Source organism: Rhizobium sp. Root1334, from assembly GCF_001426665.1.
Taxonomy (GTDB): Bacteria; Pseudomonadota; Alphaproteobacteria; order Rhizobiales; family Rhizobiaceae; genus Pararhizobium.
This window is the reverse complement of record NZ_LMEY01000016.1, coordinates 28,354-42,876: the sequence shown is the minus strand read 5'-3', so window position 1 is coordinate 42,876 and position 14,523 is coordinate 28,354. Positions and strand designations below refer to the sequence as shown.

Annotated in this window: 11 protein-coding genes and 1 pseudogene; 3 read left to right on the top strand and 9 right to left on the bottom strand. The window is 57.9% G+C overall.

Annotated features, from left to right (window positions below):
* The 9 genes and pseudogenes from ASD36_RS18120 to ASD36_RS18080 form a co-directional block, all read right to left on the bottom strand.
* Positions 1 to 272: pseudogene (locus ASD36_RS18120) on the bottom strand (conjugal transfer protein TraH); the annotation flags it as partial.
* Between the two features lie 1,200 nt (positions 273 to 1,472).
* Positions 1,473 to 2,375, bottom strand: a complete 903-nt coding sequence (locus ASD36_RS18115) for a HEPN domain-containing protein (protein WP_060511625.1) — start codon at positions 2,373 to 2,375, stop codon at positions 1,473 to 1,475.
* 729 nt (positions 2,376 to 3,104) lie between these two features.
* A complete protein-coding gene (locus ASD36_RS18110; RefSeq protein ID WP_060511623.1) occupies positions 3,105 to 3,974 on the bottom strand; it encodes a DMT family transporter in 870 nt (289 codons plus the stop codon).
* Positions 3,971 to 5,623 (bottom strand): ABC transporter ATP-binding protein, encoded by a 1,653-nt coding sequence (locus tag ASD36_RS18105; RefSeq protein WP_112834641.1) that lies wholly within the window; start codon positions 5,621 to 5,623, stop codon positions 3,971 to 3,973. The genes ASD36_RS18110 and ASD36_RS18105 overlap by 4 nt, the downstream gene beginning before the upstream one ends.
* 11 nt (positions 5,624 to 5,634) lie before the next feature.
* Entirely contained in the window at positions 5,635 to 6,567 is a 933-nt protein-coding gene (locus ASD36_RS18100) for an ABC transporter permease (protein WP_244482077.1), read from the bottom strand.
* An 11-nt stretch (positions 6,568 to 6,578) separates the two neighbouring features.
* Complete coding sequence (locus ASD36_RS18095; RefSeq protein WP_060511640.1) at positions 6,579 to 7,502, bottom strand: ABC transporter permease; 924 nt, start codon at positions 7,500 to 7,502, stop codon at positions 6,579 to 6,581.
* 65 nt (positions 7,503 to 7,567) lie between these two features.
* Positions 7,568 to 9,076 (bottom strand): ABC transporter substrate-binding protein, encoded by a 1,509-nt coding sequence (locus ASD36_RS18090; protein ID WP_060511619.1) that lies wholly within the window; start codon positions 9,074 to 9,076, stop codon positions 7,568 to 7,570.
* Between the two features lie 143 nt (positions 9,077 to 9,219).
* The gene (locus ASD36_RS18085; RefSeq protein ID WP_060511617.1) at positions 9,220 to 10,179 is read right to left on the bottom strand and encodes a dihydrodipicolinate synthase family protein; all 960 of its coding nucleotides are present in this window, start codon (positions 10,177 to 10,179) and stop codon (positions 9,220 to 9,222) included.
* A 75-nt stretch (positions 10,180 to 10,254) separates the two neighbouring features.
* A complete protein-coding gene (locus ASD36_RS18080; protein ID WP_060511638.1) occupies positions 10,255 to 10,986 on the bottom strand; it encodes a FadR/GntR family transcriptional regulator in 732 nt (243 codons plus the stop codon).
* Between the two features lie 104 nt (positions 10,987 to 11,090).
* On the opposite strand from ASD36_RS18080, the gene ASD36_RS18075 reads away from it, so the two are divergent.
* The 3 genes from ASD36_RS18075 (at position 11,091) to ASD36_RS18065 (ending at position 14,500) form a co-directional block, all read left to right on the top strand.
* On the top strand, positions 11,091 to 11,792 hold the full coding sequence (locus ASD36_RS18075) for a GntR family transcriptional regulator (RefSeq protein ID WP_060511636.1): 702 nt from the start codon (positions 11,091 to 11,093) through the stop codon (positions 11,790 to 11,792).
* Between the two features lie 212 nt (positions 11,793 to 12,004).
* Positions 12,005 to 13,735 carry an L-arabinonate dehydratase gene (araD, locus tag ASD36_RS18070; RefSeq protein WP_060504101.1) on the top strand — a complete coding sequence of 577 codons (1,731 nt, stop codon included), beginning with the start codon at positions 12,005 to 12,007 and terminating at the stop codon, positions 13,733 to 13,735.
* Positions 13,736 to 13,774: 39 nt separating this feature from the next.
* Positions 13,775 to 14,500 carry a ribonuclease activity regulator RraA gene (locus ASD36_RS18065; RefSeq protein WP_060511615.1) on the top strand — a complete coding sequence of 242 codons (726 nt, stop codon included), beginning with the start codon at positions 13,775 to 13,777 and terminating at the stop codon, positions 14,498 to 14,500.
* Positions 14,501 to 14,523 lie beyond the last annotated feature (23 nt).

The window sequence follows — 14,523 nt, the reverse complement described above, 5'->3', positions numbered from 1 at the left end:
TCGACGCGGGGGTCAGCGCTCGCTGGGTGGTCCCCGTGGCTGGTCACATCTTTCGCGGGGGTGGCCAGCGTAGACGGGGCACCATCGTGGTTCTCAGACTTTACGTTAGCAGCGCCGGTCTCCGGCTTCCCGGGCTCCGGCTCAAGGTATACGAATTTACCCTCGGCGTAACCCGTCTTCCAAGCATAGGCGGAATCATCGAACGCCTCCGGCGGCTCTGATCCATACCATTTCGTGACGAAACGATAGTCCTTCGCGAACAGATGGGTCAACGCCCATCATCTCCCGCAATTGCAACCGCGCTCTTCTCAACAAGCGTGCGCACGTTCATCATGTCATTGGTCATCGGTGGTCTTTCCGTCAGGTTGGTCTTCGACGACCCGCCCCTATAGGAAAACACTGATGGTGCCCGCAAAGCCGATCACCCGCTACAGCGCAACGAGAGGCGCGCGGGCGTTCGGCTTTGCTACCTCCCGCCAGCTACACCACCTGCCGGGACTCAACGGGTGAGCAAGAGCTGGAAGACACTGGCCTCGCGTTCTCAAAAACAGTCGACGACGAATCACCAAAGAGGCTGTTCGAACGCCTTTGCTGATCGAGACGACCTAAAAAATAAAGTCATCCAGTGCCTGAACAACATGGGCGAGTGGCGGGGGCTTAAGTCTCCAATCGGGCCGGGCAGAAAAAACCCCGCCGGAAGCGGCGGGGCAAAAGTGCATCTGGGATTGGCTCACAGCAGATGCAGGGAAGTGGCAGCCCAGAGAGTAGGAGGGCCACCGGCCGCAACAATAAGTGAGTTCACCCAATAGGGAAGGCCGGATTCGGCCATTCCGGTACGGTTGCGAAAAGAAAACGGCGTTTCGGATTGTTCCTCACAGCCCGCACCAGCGGTCCCCTTTGTTGGTTCACCGCTACGTCAAGGCCAAAACTCTCCGCAATTTCGAAGAGGGCCTTGGTCGTTTTCTGAAGTCGATTGGAACGGTCGCTCCGGCGTAATCCGCTATTATCACGAGATAAAATAGTCTTTGCAAACAGTGAGGGGTATCGATTTTATAGCGACATCGGCTCTCCTGTCGCCGTTCACATTGGCATAGGCAAACGTGTTCAGCGGATGTCGTGCAATCGAAATCGGGGCATTCAAGTGCAGGACAATTTTCTGGGGATCGTATCTTAAACCTCGATCTTATAGTTGCTCGGATCGTTGGGGCGTTGGAGCATGCTGCCACGGTCAAAGGCCAATTTTCGACCATGGAGATGGGATCATTGCGGCAACAGCCAAGGCCTATGATTTGACTGTTATGACTGCCAACCTGAATATTTCATCCCGCTTGGGGTCGCTTGCGATCTCGCCGCAGTACTCAGTTCGCTGGACCTGGGATGCGCCTACTTTCAAAACCGGCGTTTTCGTCGCGTTCCCACGTTCAGCCCGTCAAGATGGAAACCGGTGTGAACGGTATCGGCTTTGAGTGTTTCTATTTTTCCAGTTGCTCGATACAAACATCCTGTACCAGACGTTGTAAGATCTTGATGCGCTCCACCAGCCAAGTCAGTTCTTCTGCAGTGATCACATAGTGCACCGAATAGCGGGCGTCGACATAGGCGCGGTCAAGCCGGGAAAAGCATCGCCGCGCGAATTTTGTGTCGTTTGGCCAAGCCTCGATCAACCGGGGTGCAACCCGTTCGGCGTGGGTTCTGAGCACGTTCAAACGATGCGACTTGGGAGAGTAGAGGGTGAGAACGAGCAGGGCGCAGTGATAAGCCCGTTCGGTCGCCTGGTGCAGCATAAAGGCGCCGTCACGCCAACGATCGGTGGCAAGGCAGAATTCGGCGACTGCAAGCGCGTCTTCCGATAACCGGTGCCACTGATCAAAATGCTTCTGCGCTTCCTGCCGGGCGGCGTCCGGCGTCAGTGGCTTCGGCTCGGTCAGCGGATGGCCGGGCGTTTCATACAGCACAATCCCGTCGCGGGCGATATCGATGAAGAAAGGCAGGCCACGGCCGAGCTTGTCGTTGACGTCGGCAAGACTGTGGGCAATCACCTTGGCTGGCGTTTCCAGATGCCGGGTGACGGCATATTCGCGTGTCAGGTGCTCGTCGATCGTCATCCACACCTCGTTGGTTTCGGCGAAAGCCTCCGAATTCACCACCGCAAGCAAATCATAGTCCGAGCGATAACCGCTCACCCGGTCCTCGACCCAGTCGCCACGCGAATACGACCCGAACAGGATCAGTTTCAGGATGCGGCCGGATCTGGCCTTGTCCGACAATTTGGTCTTCTGGGCATCTTCGAATTCATCAAAGATGAGCTTCACGACGCGGGCCAGCTCGCGTTGTTTTTTTGCTGGAAGGTGATCGAGCTGATCGGGGTTGATCAAGAGGTATGCCTTTTAAATTAACCTGAAAATCTAGATTCTATAAACGGAGTCTCGGCTGCCGCCGGTAAAAGCGCAAGAGGCCGGAGCTGCTCGCACGCAACTATGGCGACAATACCACTCTACAGACCGCGCGAAAGGCCGGCACTGACGCTTTGCTCGTTTCGACCCGGTTTCCATTCCGTTGGTTGGTCCGAGCTTGCGTGGATGAGGGTCGCCGCTGCGGGTAGGGGGTCGAAACCTCAACTTCGACACGCCTTTCCGCAGCCTGTTCTCGTTCGTCGCTTTGGCCTCGCGAGCATTTTCCTGATCGGATTATTCGCCCTGCCGATCCGCGGGGCGATCGCTAATGCGATCATTATTAGAGTATCTCGACGAGCTTACCGTGAAAGAAGATAGTACCGGGGACCTGAATTCGTTGGTGTTTTGTAAACGAGGCCTGTGTGTGGTGTTGCGCTCAGATGAATGTCGGTCACGAGCGCTTTTCCCGACCCGCTTGCTAGCGTTTTTGACAGTTCCTGTCTGCAAGTTGCGGTCCAAACCGACCGCGACTGTCATGTGTTTGTTTTAATTTTGACCAAGAGACATACGTCGTCGATTCTTAGCGGAGACAAGAATTGGAGATGAACAAAAAGAGTTTGGAGAAAATCGACGGTTCGAACCGTTTGACAATGTTGAGGGCCAGAAACGAACATTTTTCCGATAGTTGGAGGATCCGCGGTAGTCACAATACTAGATTCTTCGTCCATTTTCCCTGTGAAAGAGCATCAGGATGGCCAAGAAAATCACGATGCCACCGACGACAACCCCAAGGCGGATCGGTTCGCCAAAAAGGGCCAGGCCAAAAACCAGCGCCAGCGGCAACCGGATAAAATCGACGACGACAAGAAGCGAGGCGTCGGCGAGCTTCATTGCGCGGGCAAAGGCAAGCTGAGCCATCAGGCCGCCAACACCCTGAAAGGCCATCAGACACAGGGCATAAAAGGACGGCATCTGCCAGACCGGGAGTGCAATCAACAGGGCAACCGGAACGGTGATGACGAGATTGAGCCAGGCGATACGCAGGGGATCCTCGCGGCCCGCTGAGACTTTCATCAAAAGCGCGACCGCCGCCAACCCGATTGCGCCGGCAAGAGCCCAAGCTGCACCGGCGTTCAGCGTGGCTGCGCCAGGCTGCAGCACGATCATGACGCCAGCAAACCCAAGCACAAGGGCGGCGACACGGGCAGCGTAGAATTTTTCGCCGAGGAAGAACACCGACCCCAGCATCACGAAAAGCGGCATGGTGAAGGCAATCGCTGTCGCGGAAGCGAGCGGCATCTGTGTCACAGCCATGAAGCCTGCCACCAGTGCTAGGAGTTTGATCACCGCGCGAAGAGCGTGTACCCAGAAGAAGGTGTTGGTGTCGCTGTAAAGCTTGCTGCGCGGAAAGATCGCATAGATCGCGATCAGGCTGAACAGGTTGCGAAAGAAGACGATGCAGAGCGGATGAACTTCGCCTGCGATTAGCCGGACGATGACGCCGTCCATGGCGGCGACGAAGGAGTTTCCGGCCATGAACAGGGCACCCGCGACGATCGCGGGTACGGCGTGGGATCTCATGCAGGCAGCGGCACGGGAGCAGCCTCCCATTTTGGCCGTGGCGTCGCGTTCATGAGCTGTCGTGTATAGGCGTGCTGTGGATTGCGGAAGATCTCCTCCGTCCTTGCATGCTCAACGATCGCGCCATTTTTCATGACGATAATGCGATCTGCGAAATGCCGCACGATCGGCAAGTCATGCGTAATGAAGATATAGGCAAGACCGAGCCGGTCGCGCAGTTGCGCCAGGAGATCGATCACCTGCACCTGTACGGAAACGTCCAGTGCCGAGACCGCCTCATCGCAGACGATCAGTTCTGGATCACAGGCAAGGGCGCGCGCGATCGCGATGCGCTGCCTCTGGCCGCCGGAAAACTGGTGCGGATAGCGGTCGGCATGTTCAGGATTCAGGCCAACAAGGCCAAGCAGTTCGATGACGCGGTCGCGCCAGCGTGGCTTGTCGAGAATATCCTTATGGATATGCCACGGTTCGGAAACAATGTCGAAAATCGTCATGCGCGGGTTCATGGAACTGTAGGGGTCTTGGAACACCATCTGGACCTTGCGGCGGAAGGCGAGCAACTCCTTCGGCTCCATCTTGAAAATATCGCGGCCGTGAAACAGCGCCTCGCCACTGGAGACATCGTTGAGACGCAGAAGAACCCGCGCCACGGTCGATTTGCCAGAACCGCTTTCGCCGACGATACCAACGGTCTCGCCCTTGGCAATCGTGAAGCTCAGGTCCTTCACCGCATGCAACTGGTTACTCTTAGCGAAGAAGCCGGAGGAAATGCCGTAGTATTTGTTGAGGCTCTTCACCTCTAGGATCGGCTTGCCGACATCGGTCGTTGAACGACGGCCGGTTCCGCCGGTGGCATCTGCATGGGGCAAGGCGTTGATCAGGGTTTTGGTATAGCTGTGCTGCGGGTTTTCAAAAACTGCGCGCGCCGGGCCCTCTTCGACGATGCGGCCGGAATTCATGACGATCACCCGGTCGGCCATGGACGCAGCGACTTCCAGATCGTGGGTGATCATGATGATGGCCAGCCCATCCTCGGCCTGAAGTTTTTTCAGGAGATCGAGAATCTGCGCCTGAACGCTGACATCGAGCGCGGTTGTTGGCTCGTCGGCGATCAGGATTTCGGGGCGCAGGGCAATCGCCATGCCGATCATGATGCGCTGGCGCTGGCCGCCCGAGAACTGGTGCGGATATTGGTCGATGCGCTTTTCCGGCTCCGCAATGCCAACGCGGCCCAGAATGTCGATCGCCTTGGCGCGGGCCTGCGCGCCTGTCGCCACGCCGTGGGCGGAGAACACTTCAGCCATCTGCCAGCCGATCGTGTAGACCGGGTTGAGATGTGACAACGGATCCTGGAAGATCATTGCGATCTTCTTGCCGTTGAGATCGCGTCGTTCTTCGACGCCGCAATCGTCCAGATTTTTGCCGCGATAGGTGATGGTGCCCGAACAGATCTCGCCCGGTGGTGTGTCGATCAGGCCCATTATGGCGCTGGCGCTGACCGATTTTCCGGACCCGGATTCGCCCAGGATCACCAGCGTCTCGCCGGCATTGACATGGAAGCTGACACCGTTGGTGGCGCGGAAGGCGCCCCCTAGCGAGAGGAAGTCCACGGTCAGGTCCTTGACCTCAAGCAGGTGTGCTGGTGGCACTTGGGAAGGGGTCATGTGCGTTTCTCCGGAATTCCCTTTTTCGAGCGGGCAAGTTCGATGCGCCAGCGTTGCTGCGGATCGGCATAGGTGCGCCACCAGTTCGAGAGAATATTGAGCGACAGGGTCGTGAGCAGGATGGCAAGACCGGGCCAGAAGGCGATCCACCAGGCAGTGGCCAGGTAACCACGACCTGTCGCGACCATCGCACCCCACGTAAATTCCGGCGCCTGGATGCCCAGGCCGAGAAAGCTCAGCGAGGACTCAGCCAGGACCACTGTTGCGAAATCAATGGCACCGATGGTGACGAGGGTCGGGAGAACGATCGGCGCGATATGGCGAAAGATGATCCGCATATGCCCGGCGCCCAGCGCCATGGCAGCACTGACGAACATGCGTTCACGGACCTCGAGCACCTCGGCACGCGTGGTGCGCAGATAGATCGGAATGCGGGTGACGGCAAGAACGATAACCAGATTGGTGACCGAAGGGCCAAGACTGAACAGTACGATCAGCGCCAGAAGCAGCGATGGGAAACTCATGACGATATCGGCGACACGCAGGATGACATTGCTGAGCAGCCCGCGGGAATAGCCGGCGATTAGCCCGAGGAAGCCGCCGATCAGCATCGAGAAGAACACGGCGAAAAGCGCGATGCCCAGCGTGTTCTGCGCCCCGACAATCAGGCGGGCCAAAAGACTGCGGCCGAGCGTATCGGCGCCAAGCACGTAGGCCCAGCCTTGAGCAAGACTGAAGGGTGCCATGTTGCGGGCACGGAAGTTCGGCTTGTCGATCAAGTTGCCCATCAGCCACGGGCCAAAGATGGCGCAGAGCACCACGAGCGTCAGGAAAATCACGGCGGCCAGAGCCAGCTTGTTGCGCGCAATCAGACGAAGGGCCTGGAAACGCCCGGCCGTCTTCTGTTTGGTGTCTGCAGGTATGGTCATCGCTGGCATACTCATTTCGCTTGAAACCTGATGCGCGGGTCGAGCCTTGCATAGAGAAGATCGATCAGGATGTTGAGAACGAAGATCGCAATGGCGGTGATCAGCACCGTCGCCTGGATCAGGGCGAAATCACGCCGCACGATCGCATCGATCATCAACTTGCCGATCCCCGGCCATCCGAAGATGGACTCGACGACCACGGCGCCGTTGACGAGGCTTGCAGCAAGATCGCCAGCAACAGTGATAACCGGCAGCAGCGAGTTTCTAAGCGCATGGCGAAAGATGATCTGGGTCCGTTGGACGCCCTTGGCGCGGGCGGTCTTCACATAGGGTGAGGCAAGCGCGCTGATCATCGTGCCGCGCACCACCTGCACCAGTAGGCCGAAAGGGCGTAGTGTCAGCACGAAGATCGGCATGATCCAGTGTAAGGGCGTGCCGGTGCCTGAAGTGGGTAGCAGGCCGAGGCCGACGGAAAAGACGAGAATTGCAACAATCGCCACCCAGAAATCCGGAGCGCTGGCGCCGGCCAGGGATGCGGTGCTCGCAATCCGATCGAAGAGACTGTCCGGCTTTGCTGCGGCGAGCGAGCCGACCACGATGGCAAGAACGAGCGCCAGCGACATGGCGATGACGGCAAGCTTCAGCGTCTGCGGAAAGGCTTCTAATGCCACCTCCATGGCTGGCCGGTTGCGGCTGAGCGCCGTGCCGAAATCGAGATTGGCGACACCAAGCAGATAGCGTCCGAACTGGACGTAGACCGGATCGTTGAAGCCGTTGGCTTCCGAGAAAGCCTGACGCTGCGCTTCCGAGGAATCCAGCGGCAGATAGAGATAGGCCGGATCGCCCGTCAGGCGGGACAAGAAGAAGACGAGGACGAGCAAGCCGATCACAGCGATCAAGCTCTGTGCCGAGCGTCTCAGGATAAAGCCGAACACTGCCATTTCCTTCCAGAATGAAAAAAGAAAAGGCACGGCGGATCGACCGCCGTGCCTAGGCAAGGTTAGTCCTTGAGCTTGATCTGAGACAGTGCGATTTCGCTGTTTGTCTTCAGGTCCGGCTTCCAGTCGAGACGGTTTCCGACCCGGACATAGCCGATCATGTGGTACATCGGAACATCAGCAACGATCTCGTCGTGGACCTTGAGGAAGGCTTCCTGAAAGAGTTTTTCGCGCTCGCCGCCGGTGGCCGCCATCGCTTTTTTCAGGACCACGTCGAGTGCCGGATCGGCGATCGTCGAATACTGCCCATCGCTCAGGAACATCACCGGAGCAGTAAAGCCAGCGTCGCCGGTATTGTTGTCATGCTGCTGCTGGAAGAGGGTCGGCCCGCGGCCCTGGGGGAAGGGTTTGTCGAGGTAGCGAACCCAGTCCGCAGCCTCAAGCTGTCGCAGCGAAACCTTCAGGCCGATCTCCTGCCACATCGCCATCATCGCTTCGAGGGATTCGGCGGAATTCGGGAAGAAACCATTGCGGCCGATGATGACAATTTCGGTATCAACCGGGACGCCGTCCGCTTTGGCCTCTTCGATGAGCTTCTTTGCCTGATCAGGGTCATAAGGCCATGGCTTGATGTCCGGGTTATGGCCCAGCACGCCGGGAACGACCATCTGCGAGGCACGCAGCACGTCCTTACCGAACAGTGCTTCACCCATGCCATCCCAGTCGATGGCGAGATTAAGGGCCTTGCGCACGCGCACGTCGTTGAGCGGCGGAATTTCCGCGTCGATGCGCATGCGGGTGGTTTCGGAATTCAGATAGGCAAAATCGGTCGAGGTATTGGTGGCGTCCTGCACGGCAAGCGACGGTGTCATATCCGCTTCGCCCGATTCAACCATCGCAGCCCGGATGGCTGATTCACCGCGCCAAACATAGGTTGCCTTGGCCACTTCCGGCTTTGCGCCCCAGTAGCTATCGCTGCGGGCAAGAACGATCTGCTCGTTGGTGGCGCTTTCCAGCGTGTAGGGGCCTGTGCCGACGGGCGCATTGGTTTCGCCATCGAACGGCATGTTGGGGGAGACGATTTGAACAGTGCCGAGCAATGTCGGCATGATCGGAAGCGGCGTGTCCGTGGCAATTTCAAGCGTCGTCGCGTCAATCGCCTTCGGCGTCAGTTTGACGTCGCCGAACTTCGAGCGGCTGTCGCATGTCAGCTTCGGATTCATGAGCCGGTTGATCGACTTGGCAGCGGCCTCTGCGTTGAAGTCAGCGCCGTCCTGGAACTTGACGCCTGATTTTAGATGGATGCGCCAAGTGAGCTCGTTGACCTGTTCCCAGCTTTCGGCGAGCCATGGTGCGACCGTGCCCTTCTCTGGTTCGATATTGGTCAGCGTCTCGGTGATGTTGGAATTGATCACGCGCCCGATATCGGAGCGGATCGACCGACAGGGCTCAAGATTGGCGGGCTGCTCCGGCAGCACGATCTTGACTTCTCCTTCGGCCGCATGGGCGGCGCCCGCAAACAGGATCGACATCAGCGCAGCCGATACACCCCGTGAATACTTGGTGGTCATTGTCATTCTCCTCCTGGTCAAAGACCTTGATGCGATGGTGCCCGGGCCGCCGCATCGGTATGCGCGGCCCGGATACAGTGCCTCCACACTGTTAAAACACACTAGAGCACTAATGTATTAGTCTAGGTGCGACGGGCTGTCAACTATTGGCCGGCCATCCGTTTCTCGAGGGTCGAAACCCGGGAAATGGCTTGATTTTCGGCGACTTTCAAGGCGTCAACCGCAGCCTGGACCGGTTTCAATTTTTCCACAGGAAGGTTTGAAACCATTGGCATAAGCGGGCCGGTATCTGCAATTCCGGAAAGCCGCAGGCCGTCATGCAAAACCTGCAGGCCACCGAGATCGAGGCGAATCTTTTCGAACTCCAGGAAAGCCCGGCTCAATTCGAGAGCCTCGGCTGCTCGGCCGGTCTTGTAGAGTGTCAGCAGTTCGGATGCAGCCACCGGTGCAATGCAGACGGCGCCAGATGTGTAAGTCGTCAGCTTGCGCAGTCCAAGATGGTCATGAATTGGGGTTTCCCCCATGCCGCTCGCAAGATGGTCCGTCCCGATCGCAGATAGGACAGCATCAAGATAGGGATCCTTGGAGGCGTCGGATTTCTCGACGGCGTACTTGACGAAGCTTACGGCTTTTTCTGCGACCAGCTTTGCCAGTTCGTCGGGATCTGCGTAGTGTTCCCGCTTCAGATAGAGGATAAGGCCGCTGCCGAATGCGTCGGCAAGTTTACGTACGCCGTTGGCGACACCTGCCGGGTCGGCTGGGAAGTTTGTCGGCAGGACCATGACATTCTTGAAGCCGAGATCGCGTGCAATGGGAGCCTGCGCCATCGCCTTGCCGAAGTCGGGGCCGATGGAGGTGATGAGGTGTGTCGCCGGTGCGGCCGCTGCCTTGATGCTTCGCATCGCAGACCGATAATCTTCAAGGCCGAAATGATAGAGATTGGCATTACCGCCATAGAGCAGGATATCCACTCCACCGCCTTCGATATGCTTGATGATGGCCTCGTTGGCGCCCGCATTCACCGAGTAATCAGTGTTTAGCGCGATGGGAGGCACGGCGACTACAGACGAGGCGTAGTCGGCTTGCGTCAGTGCTTGTTGCATAGTTGACCCTCCTAAAGTCAACTATCCTTACTGAATTAAAGAAAAGTTGTAAACATAAATTACATATTTTGGCATTTAGGGGTCCAGATCACCATTTGTCATTCGTCGACGGGCCTGAAGAATATGGCTTTCCATTGCGACGCGAGCCCAAATGGGGTCCTTGTTGCGGATGGCATCGACAATGTCTGCATGCTCTCCGATCACCTTTCGCGCGCGTGCCGGAGATCCTGACCGTGTTAACGACAACGAGACGTTCATGAAGCTGCTCAACGACACGTCCGGACCTTCGAGAGCCATGCTGAAAAACTCGTTTCCAGTTGCTTCCGCGATCGACAGGTGGAAACGGCGGTCGCTTTCCGGCAGAAAGAGGCCGCGGGCGACTTGGCTGGTGAATTGCTCGTGCGCTTCGACGATGTCGCCCAGCGCCGTATCTGTGCGTCGTTCGGCTGCGAGTGCTGCCGCATTGCCTTCGACGCAAAGCCGAAGCTCCTGGTAGCGTAGAAAGCGGGAAATATCTGTCAGGTCGGCAAGATCAGGCAGGTTTCGGGACGGTGTGCTGAGGACGTAGGTGCCGCTTCCTCGGCGCGCTTCGACGAGACCATCCAGTCGCAGTCGTGCCAGGGCGTCACGAACGACCGGACGCGACACGCCGAAACGATCGCAGAGGTCGCTCTCGGATGGCAGCTTGCTACCCGGTGGAAACGTACCTTTCAAAATATCCTGCAAAACATGACCGTAGACCTGATCCGCATAGCTGGACGGCCTTATTTCCGGTATGTCTGCGATTGGAGCAGTGTCTTCCGTCAAGAGTGCGGTACCTTCTGCGAAAAATGCCACTAAGAGCGAAGCGCTTCACACTAAAGCATTAATGCATTAAGACAGTCAAAGACGATTTGAAAAGGAAGATGTCTTTGACCTCCGATTTGCCCTTTGCCAAGCATCGTAGTGGCCTGGATCGCACGCGCCAGATTGCTCCGCAGATCGTCGAATATCTTCGCGAGAAAATTCTCGAACTTGAGCTTGCGCCCGGCACTGCTCTGTCCCGCCTTGAATTGCAAAAGCAGTTCGGTCTGAGCCAGACCCCTGTTCGCGATGCATTGATGCGTTTGGAAGAGGAGGGGCTTGTCACGGTCTATCCTCAATATGCCACGTTGGTATCGAAGATCGATATCAACCTGGCGAGGCAGTCGCATTTCATGCGGCGTGCCGTCGAGCAGGAGATCGTCCATGAACTGGCATCCAAGCCGGATCGTCGATTTATCAGTCGCCTGACCGCTGCAAACGAAAAGCTCAAGGCTCTCGTCTCTTCCAACGAATACGGGGATTTCCTGCGCCGCGACCGTGACTTCCACCATATTCTCTATGAAGAAGCAGGACTGGAAGATATCTGGCCGGTGGTTCGGCGTCACAGCGGTCATATCGATCGGCTTCGCCGGCTCAACTTGCCGAATGTCGGCAAGGCGCGCGTTGTCGATAATCACGATGCCATCATCGAAGGTATTGCTGCCGGGGTCCCTGAAAGGGCCGAGGAAGCGATGAAAATTCATCTCTCGGGGACGCTGTCGATGGTTGATAGCATCGTCGAGCGCTATCCGGATTTCGTTCAGCTCTGACGGCGGGAGGGTGAATTCTACCACCCGTGTCCGTAAATACCCCGCCCGATGCTCAGGCCGGGTAGCCATCGCCATTCCGTTCTAATTTTCCATATTCTTATAGCAGGTGGAGGGTTTGATCGCCACATAAATGCTAATGCATTAGTGTATTGCCGTTCCCTATTGCCTGTGCTAATCCGGAATTCGAGAAAAACACGATGTAGGAAACACCGATGTCCAAGACAGTGAGCGCACTGCGCAGCGCACGATGGTTTGCTCCTGACGACCTTCGGTCCTCGGGCCATCGCTCGCGCCTGATGCAGATGGGGTATGATGAGAAAGATTGGGGCAAGAAGCCGATCATCGCCATTCTCAACACGTGGTCCGATCTCAATGCTTGCCATGCGCATTTCAAGCATCGTGTCGAGGATGTGAAACGCGGGGTATTGCAGGCGGGGGGCTTTCCTGTCGAGCTGCCGGTCCAATCCCTGTCTGAAAGTGCGCTGAAGCCGACGACGATGCTCTATCGCAACTTCCTGGCGATGGAGGCGGAAGAGCTTTTGCGCGGCCATCCTGTCGATGGCGTCGTGCTGATGGGCGGTTGCGACAAGACTACGCCCGCTCTTGTCATGGGCGCTGTCAGCGCCGGATATCCGATGATTTTCCTGCCTGCGGGGCCGATGTTGCGCGGCAATTACAAGGGCGAATATCTGGGCTCCGGCTCAGATGCCTGGAAATATTGGGATGAACGCCGTGCAGGTACGATCTCCGACGAACAGTGGACCGGCGTCGAGGAGGGTATTGCCCGCTCCTACGGTCATTGCATGACCTTCGGTACGGCCAGCACAATGACGGCGATCGCCGAATCCATGGGGCTGACGTTGCCGGGGGCAAGCTCGATCCCGGCCGCCGACGCCAATCATATCCGTATGTCGACCCGCTGCGGTCGCCGGGCCGTCGAGATGGTGTTCGAGGATTTGACGCCGGACAAGATCATCACCCGTGAATCCGTCGATAACTCCGTCGCTGTTGCCATGGCAACAGGCTGTTCCACCAATGCTGTCGTGCATCTGATTGCCATGGCACGCCGCGCCGGGGTACCATTGACGCTGGACGATCTCGACAAGGCGGGCCGCATCACGCCAGTGATCGCCAACATCCGCCCCTCCGGCAAACAATACCTGATGGAGGATTTCTACTATGCCGGCGGCCTGCGGGCACTGATGAACGAGATGAAGGACAGGCTCAGTCTCGACGTCATGACGGTCAGCGGCTTCACGCTCGGCGAAACGCTGGAGGGCGCAGAGGTCTACAACGACGATGTCATCCGGCCCCTGTCCAACCCGATCTATCACGAGGGGTCGCTGGCGGTCCTGCGCGGCAACCTTGCGCCCGATGGCTGCGTCATCAAGCCATCCGCCTGCGAAGAGCGCCTGCGCGTCCACGAAGGCCCGGCCCTCGTCTTCGATAGCTATCCGGAGATGAAAAAGGCAGTCGAGGACGAAAATCTCGACGTTACCGCCGACCATATCATGGTGCTGCGCAACGCAGGTCCAAAGGGTGGTCCAGGTATGCCGGAATGGGGCATGCTGCCGATCCCCAAGAAGCTGATCAAGCAGGGTGTGCGCGACATGCTGCGTATCTCGGACTCACGCATGAGCGGTACCAGTTACGGCGCCTGCATTCTGCATGTGGCCCCGGAAGCTCACGTCGGCGGACCGCTAGCCTTGGTGCGCACCGGGGACATCATCCGCGTCGACGTGCCGAACCGCTCGATCGACATGTTGGTCGACGAGGAGACGTTGGCAAGGCGCCGCGCGGAATGGGTCGCGCCTGCCGACAAGTTCGAGCGCGGTTACGGCTGGATGTTTTCGAAACACATCCTGCAAGCCAATGACGGCTGCGACTTCGACTTCCTGAAGACGGAATTCGGCAAGTCCGCCGGCGAACCCGACATTTTCTGAGTGCCGATTACGGCCAAGCATTTCTGACTGGAGGAACCTATGACCGACTACATTCTCTCAGACGCGACGCGAACGAAATACGAAGGCGTCAGCACCGCAACGCTCTGCACGGCGCTCTTCAAGCGCGGTTTGCGCAACCAGTTCATCCAGGATGTCCGCCCCCTCTCTCAGAAACTGAAGAACATGGTCGGCCAGGCGTTCACGCTGCGCTACATCCCCGCCCGTGAGGATCTGAACCAGCTTTCTGTGTTTCAAAACCCGGATCATCCGCAGCGCGCGGCCGTCGAACAATGCCCGCCGGGCTCCGTGCTTGTGATGGACAGCCGCAAGGATGCACGAGCCGCCTCCGCCGGTTCCATCCTTGTTTCGCGCCTGATGGTTCGTGGCGTGGTCGGCGTCGTCACCGATGGTGGTTTTCGCGATAGCCCGGAAATTGCCGAACTCGATATCGCCGCCTATCACAGCCGGCCGTCGGCGCCGACCAACCTGACCCTGCATCAGGCACTCGATATCAACAAACCGATCGGTTGTGGCGATGTCGCCGTCTGGCCAGGCGACGTTGTCGTTGGTGACCGCGAAGGCGTGATCATCGTTCCTTCGGGCATTGCCGACGAGATTGCCGAAGAGGCCGTGGAAATGACGGCGTTCGAGGATTTCGTCACGGAGGAGGTTCTGAAGGGCCGCTCGATCATCGGTCTTTATCCTCCGACAAAAGACCAGACCAAAATCGATTTCGCCGCATGGCGCGAAACAAAGGGGCGGTAAGCGCCGCCCCGAATTTTTCCACC

Bases quoted from the DNA above. Each gene is read 5' to 3' on its own strand.
- ASD36_RS18090 (WP_060511619.1), bottom strand. From the start codon at position 9,076: ATGACCACCAAGTATTCACGGGGTGTATCGGCTGCGCTGATGTCGATC.
- ASD36_RS18065 (WP_060511615.1), top strand. From the start codon at position 13,775: ATGACCGACTACATTCTCTCAGACGCGACGCGAACGAAATACGAAGGC.
- ASD36_RS18110 (WP_060511623.1), bottom strand. From the start codon at position 3,974: ATGAGATCCCACGCCGTACCCGCGATCGTCGCGGGTGCCCTGTTCATG.
- ASD36_RS18085 (WP_060511617.1), bottom strand. From the start codon at position 10,179: ATGCAACAAGCACTGACGCAAGCCGACTACGCCTCGTCTGTAGTCGCC.
- ASD36_RS18100 (WP_244482077.1), bottom strand. From the start codon at position 6,567: ATGACCATACCTGCAGACACCAAACAGAAGACGGCCGGGCGTTTCCAG.
- araD (WP_060504101.1), top strand. From the start codon at position 12,005: ATGTCCAAGACAGTGAGCGCACTGCGCAGCGCACGATGGTTTGCTCCT.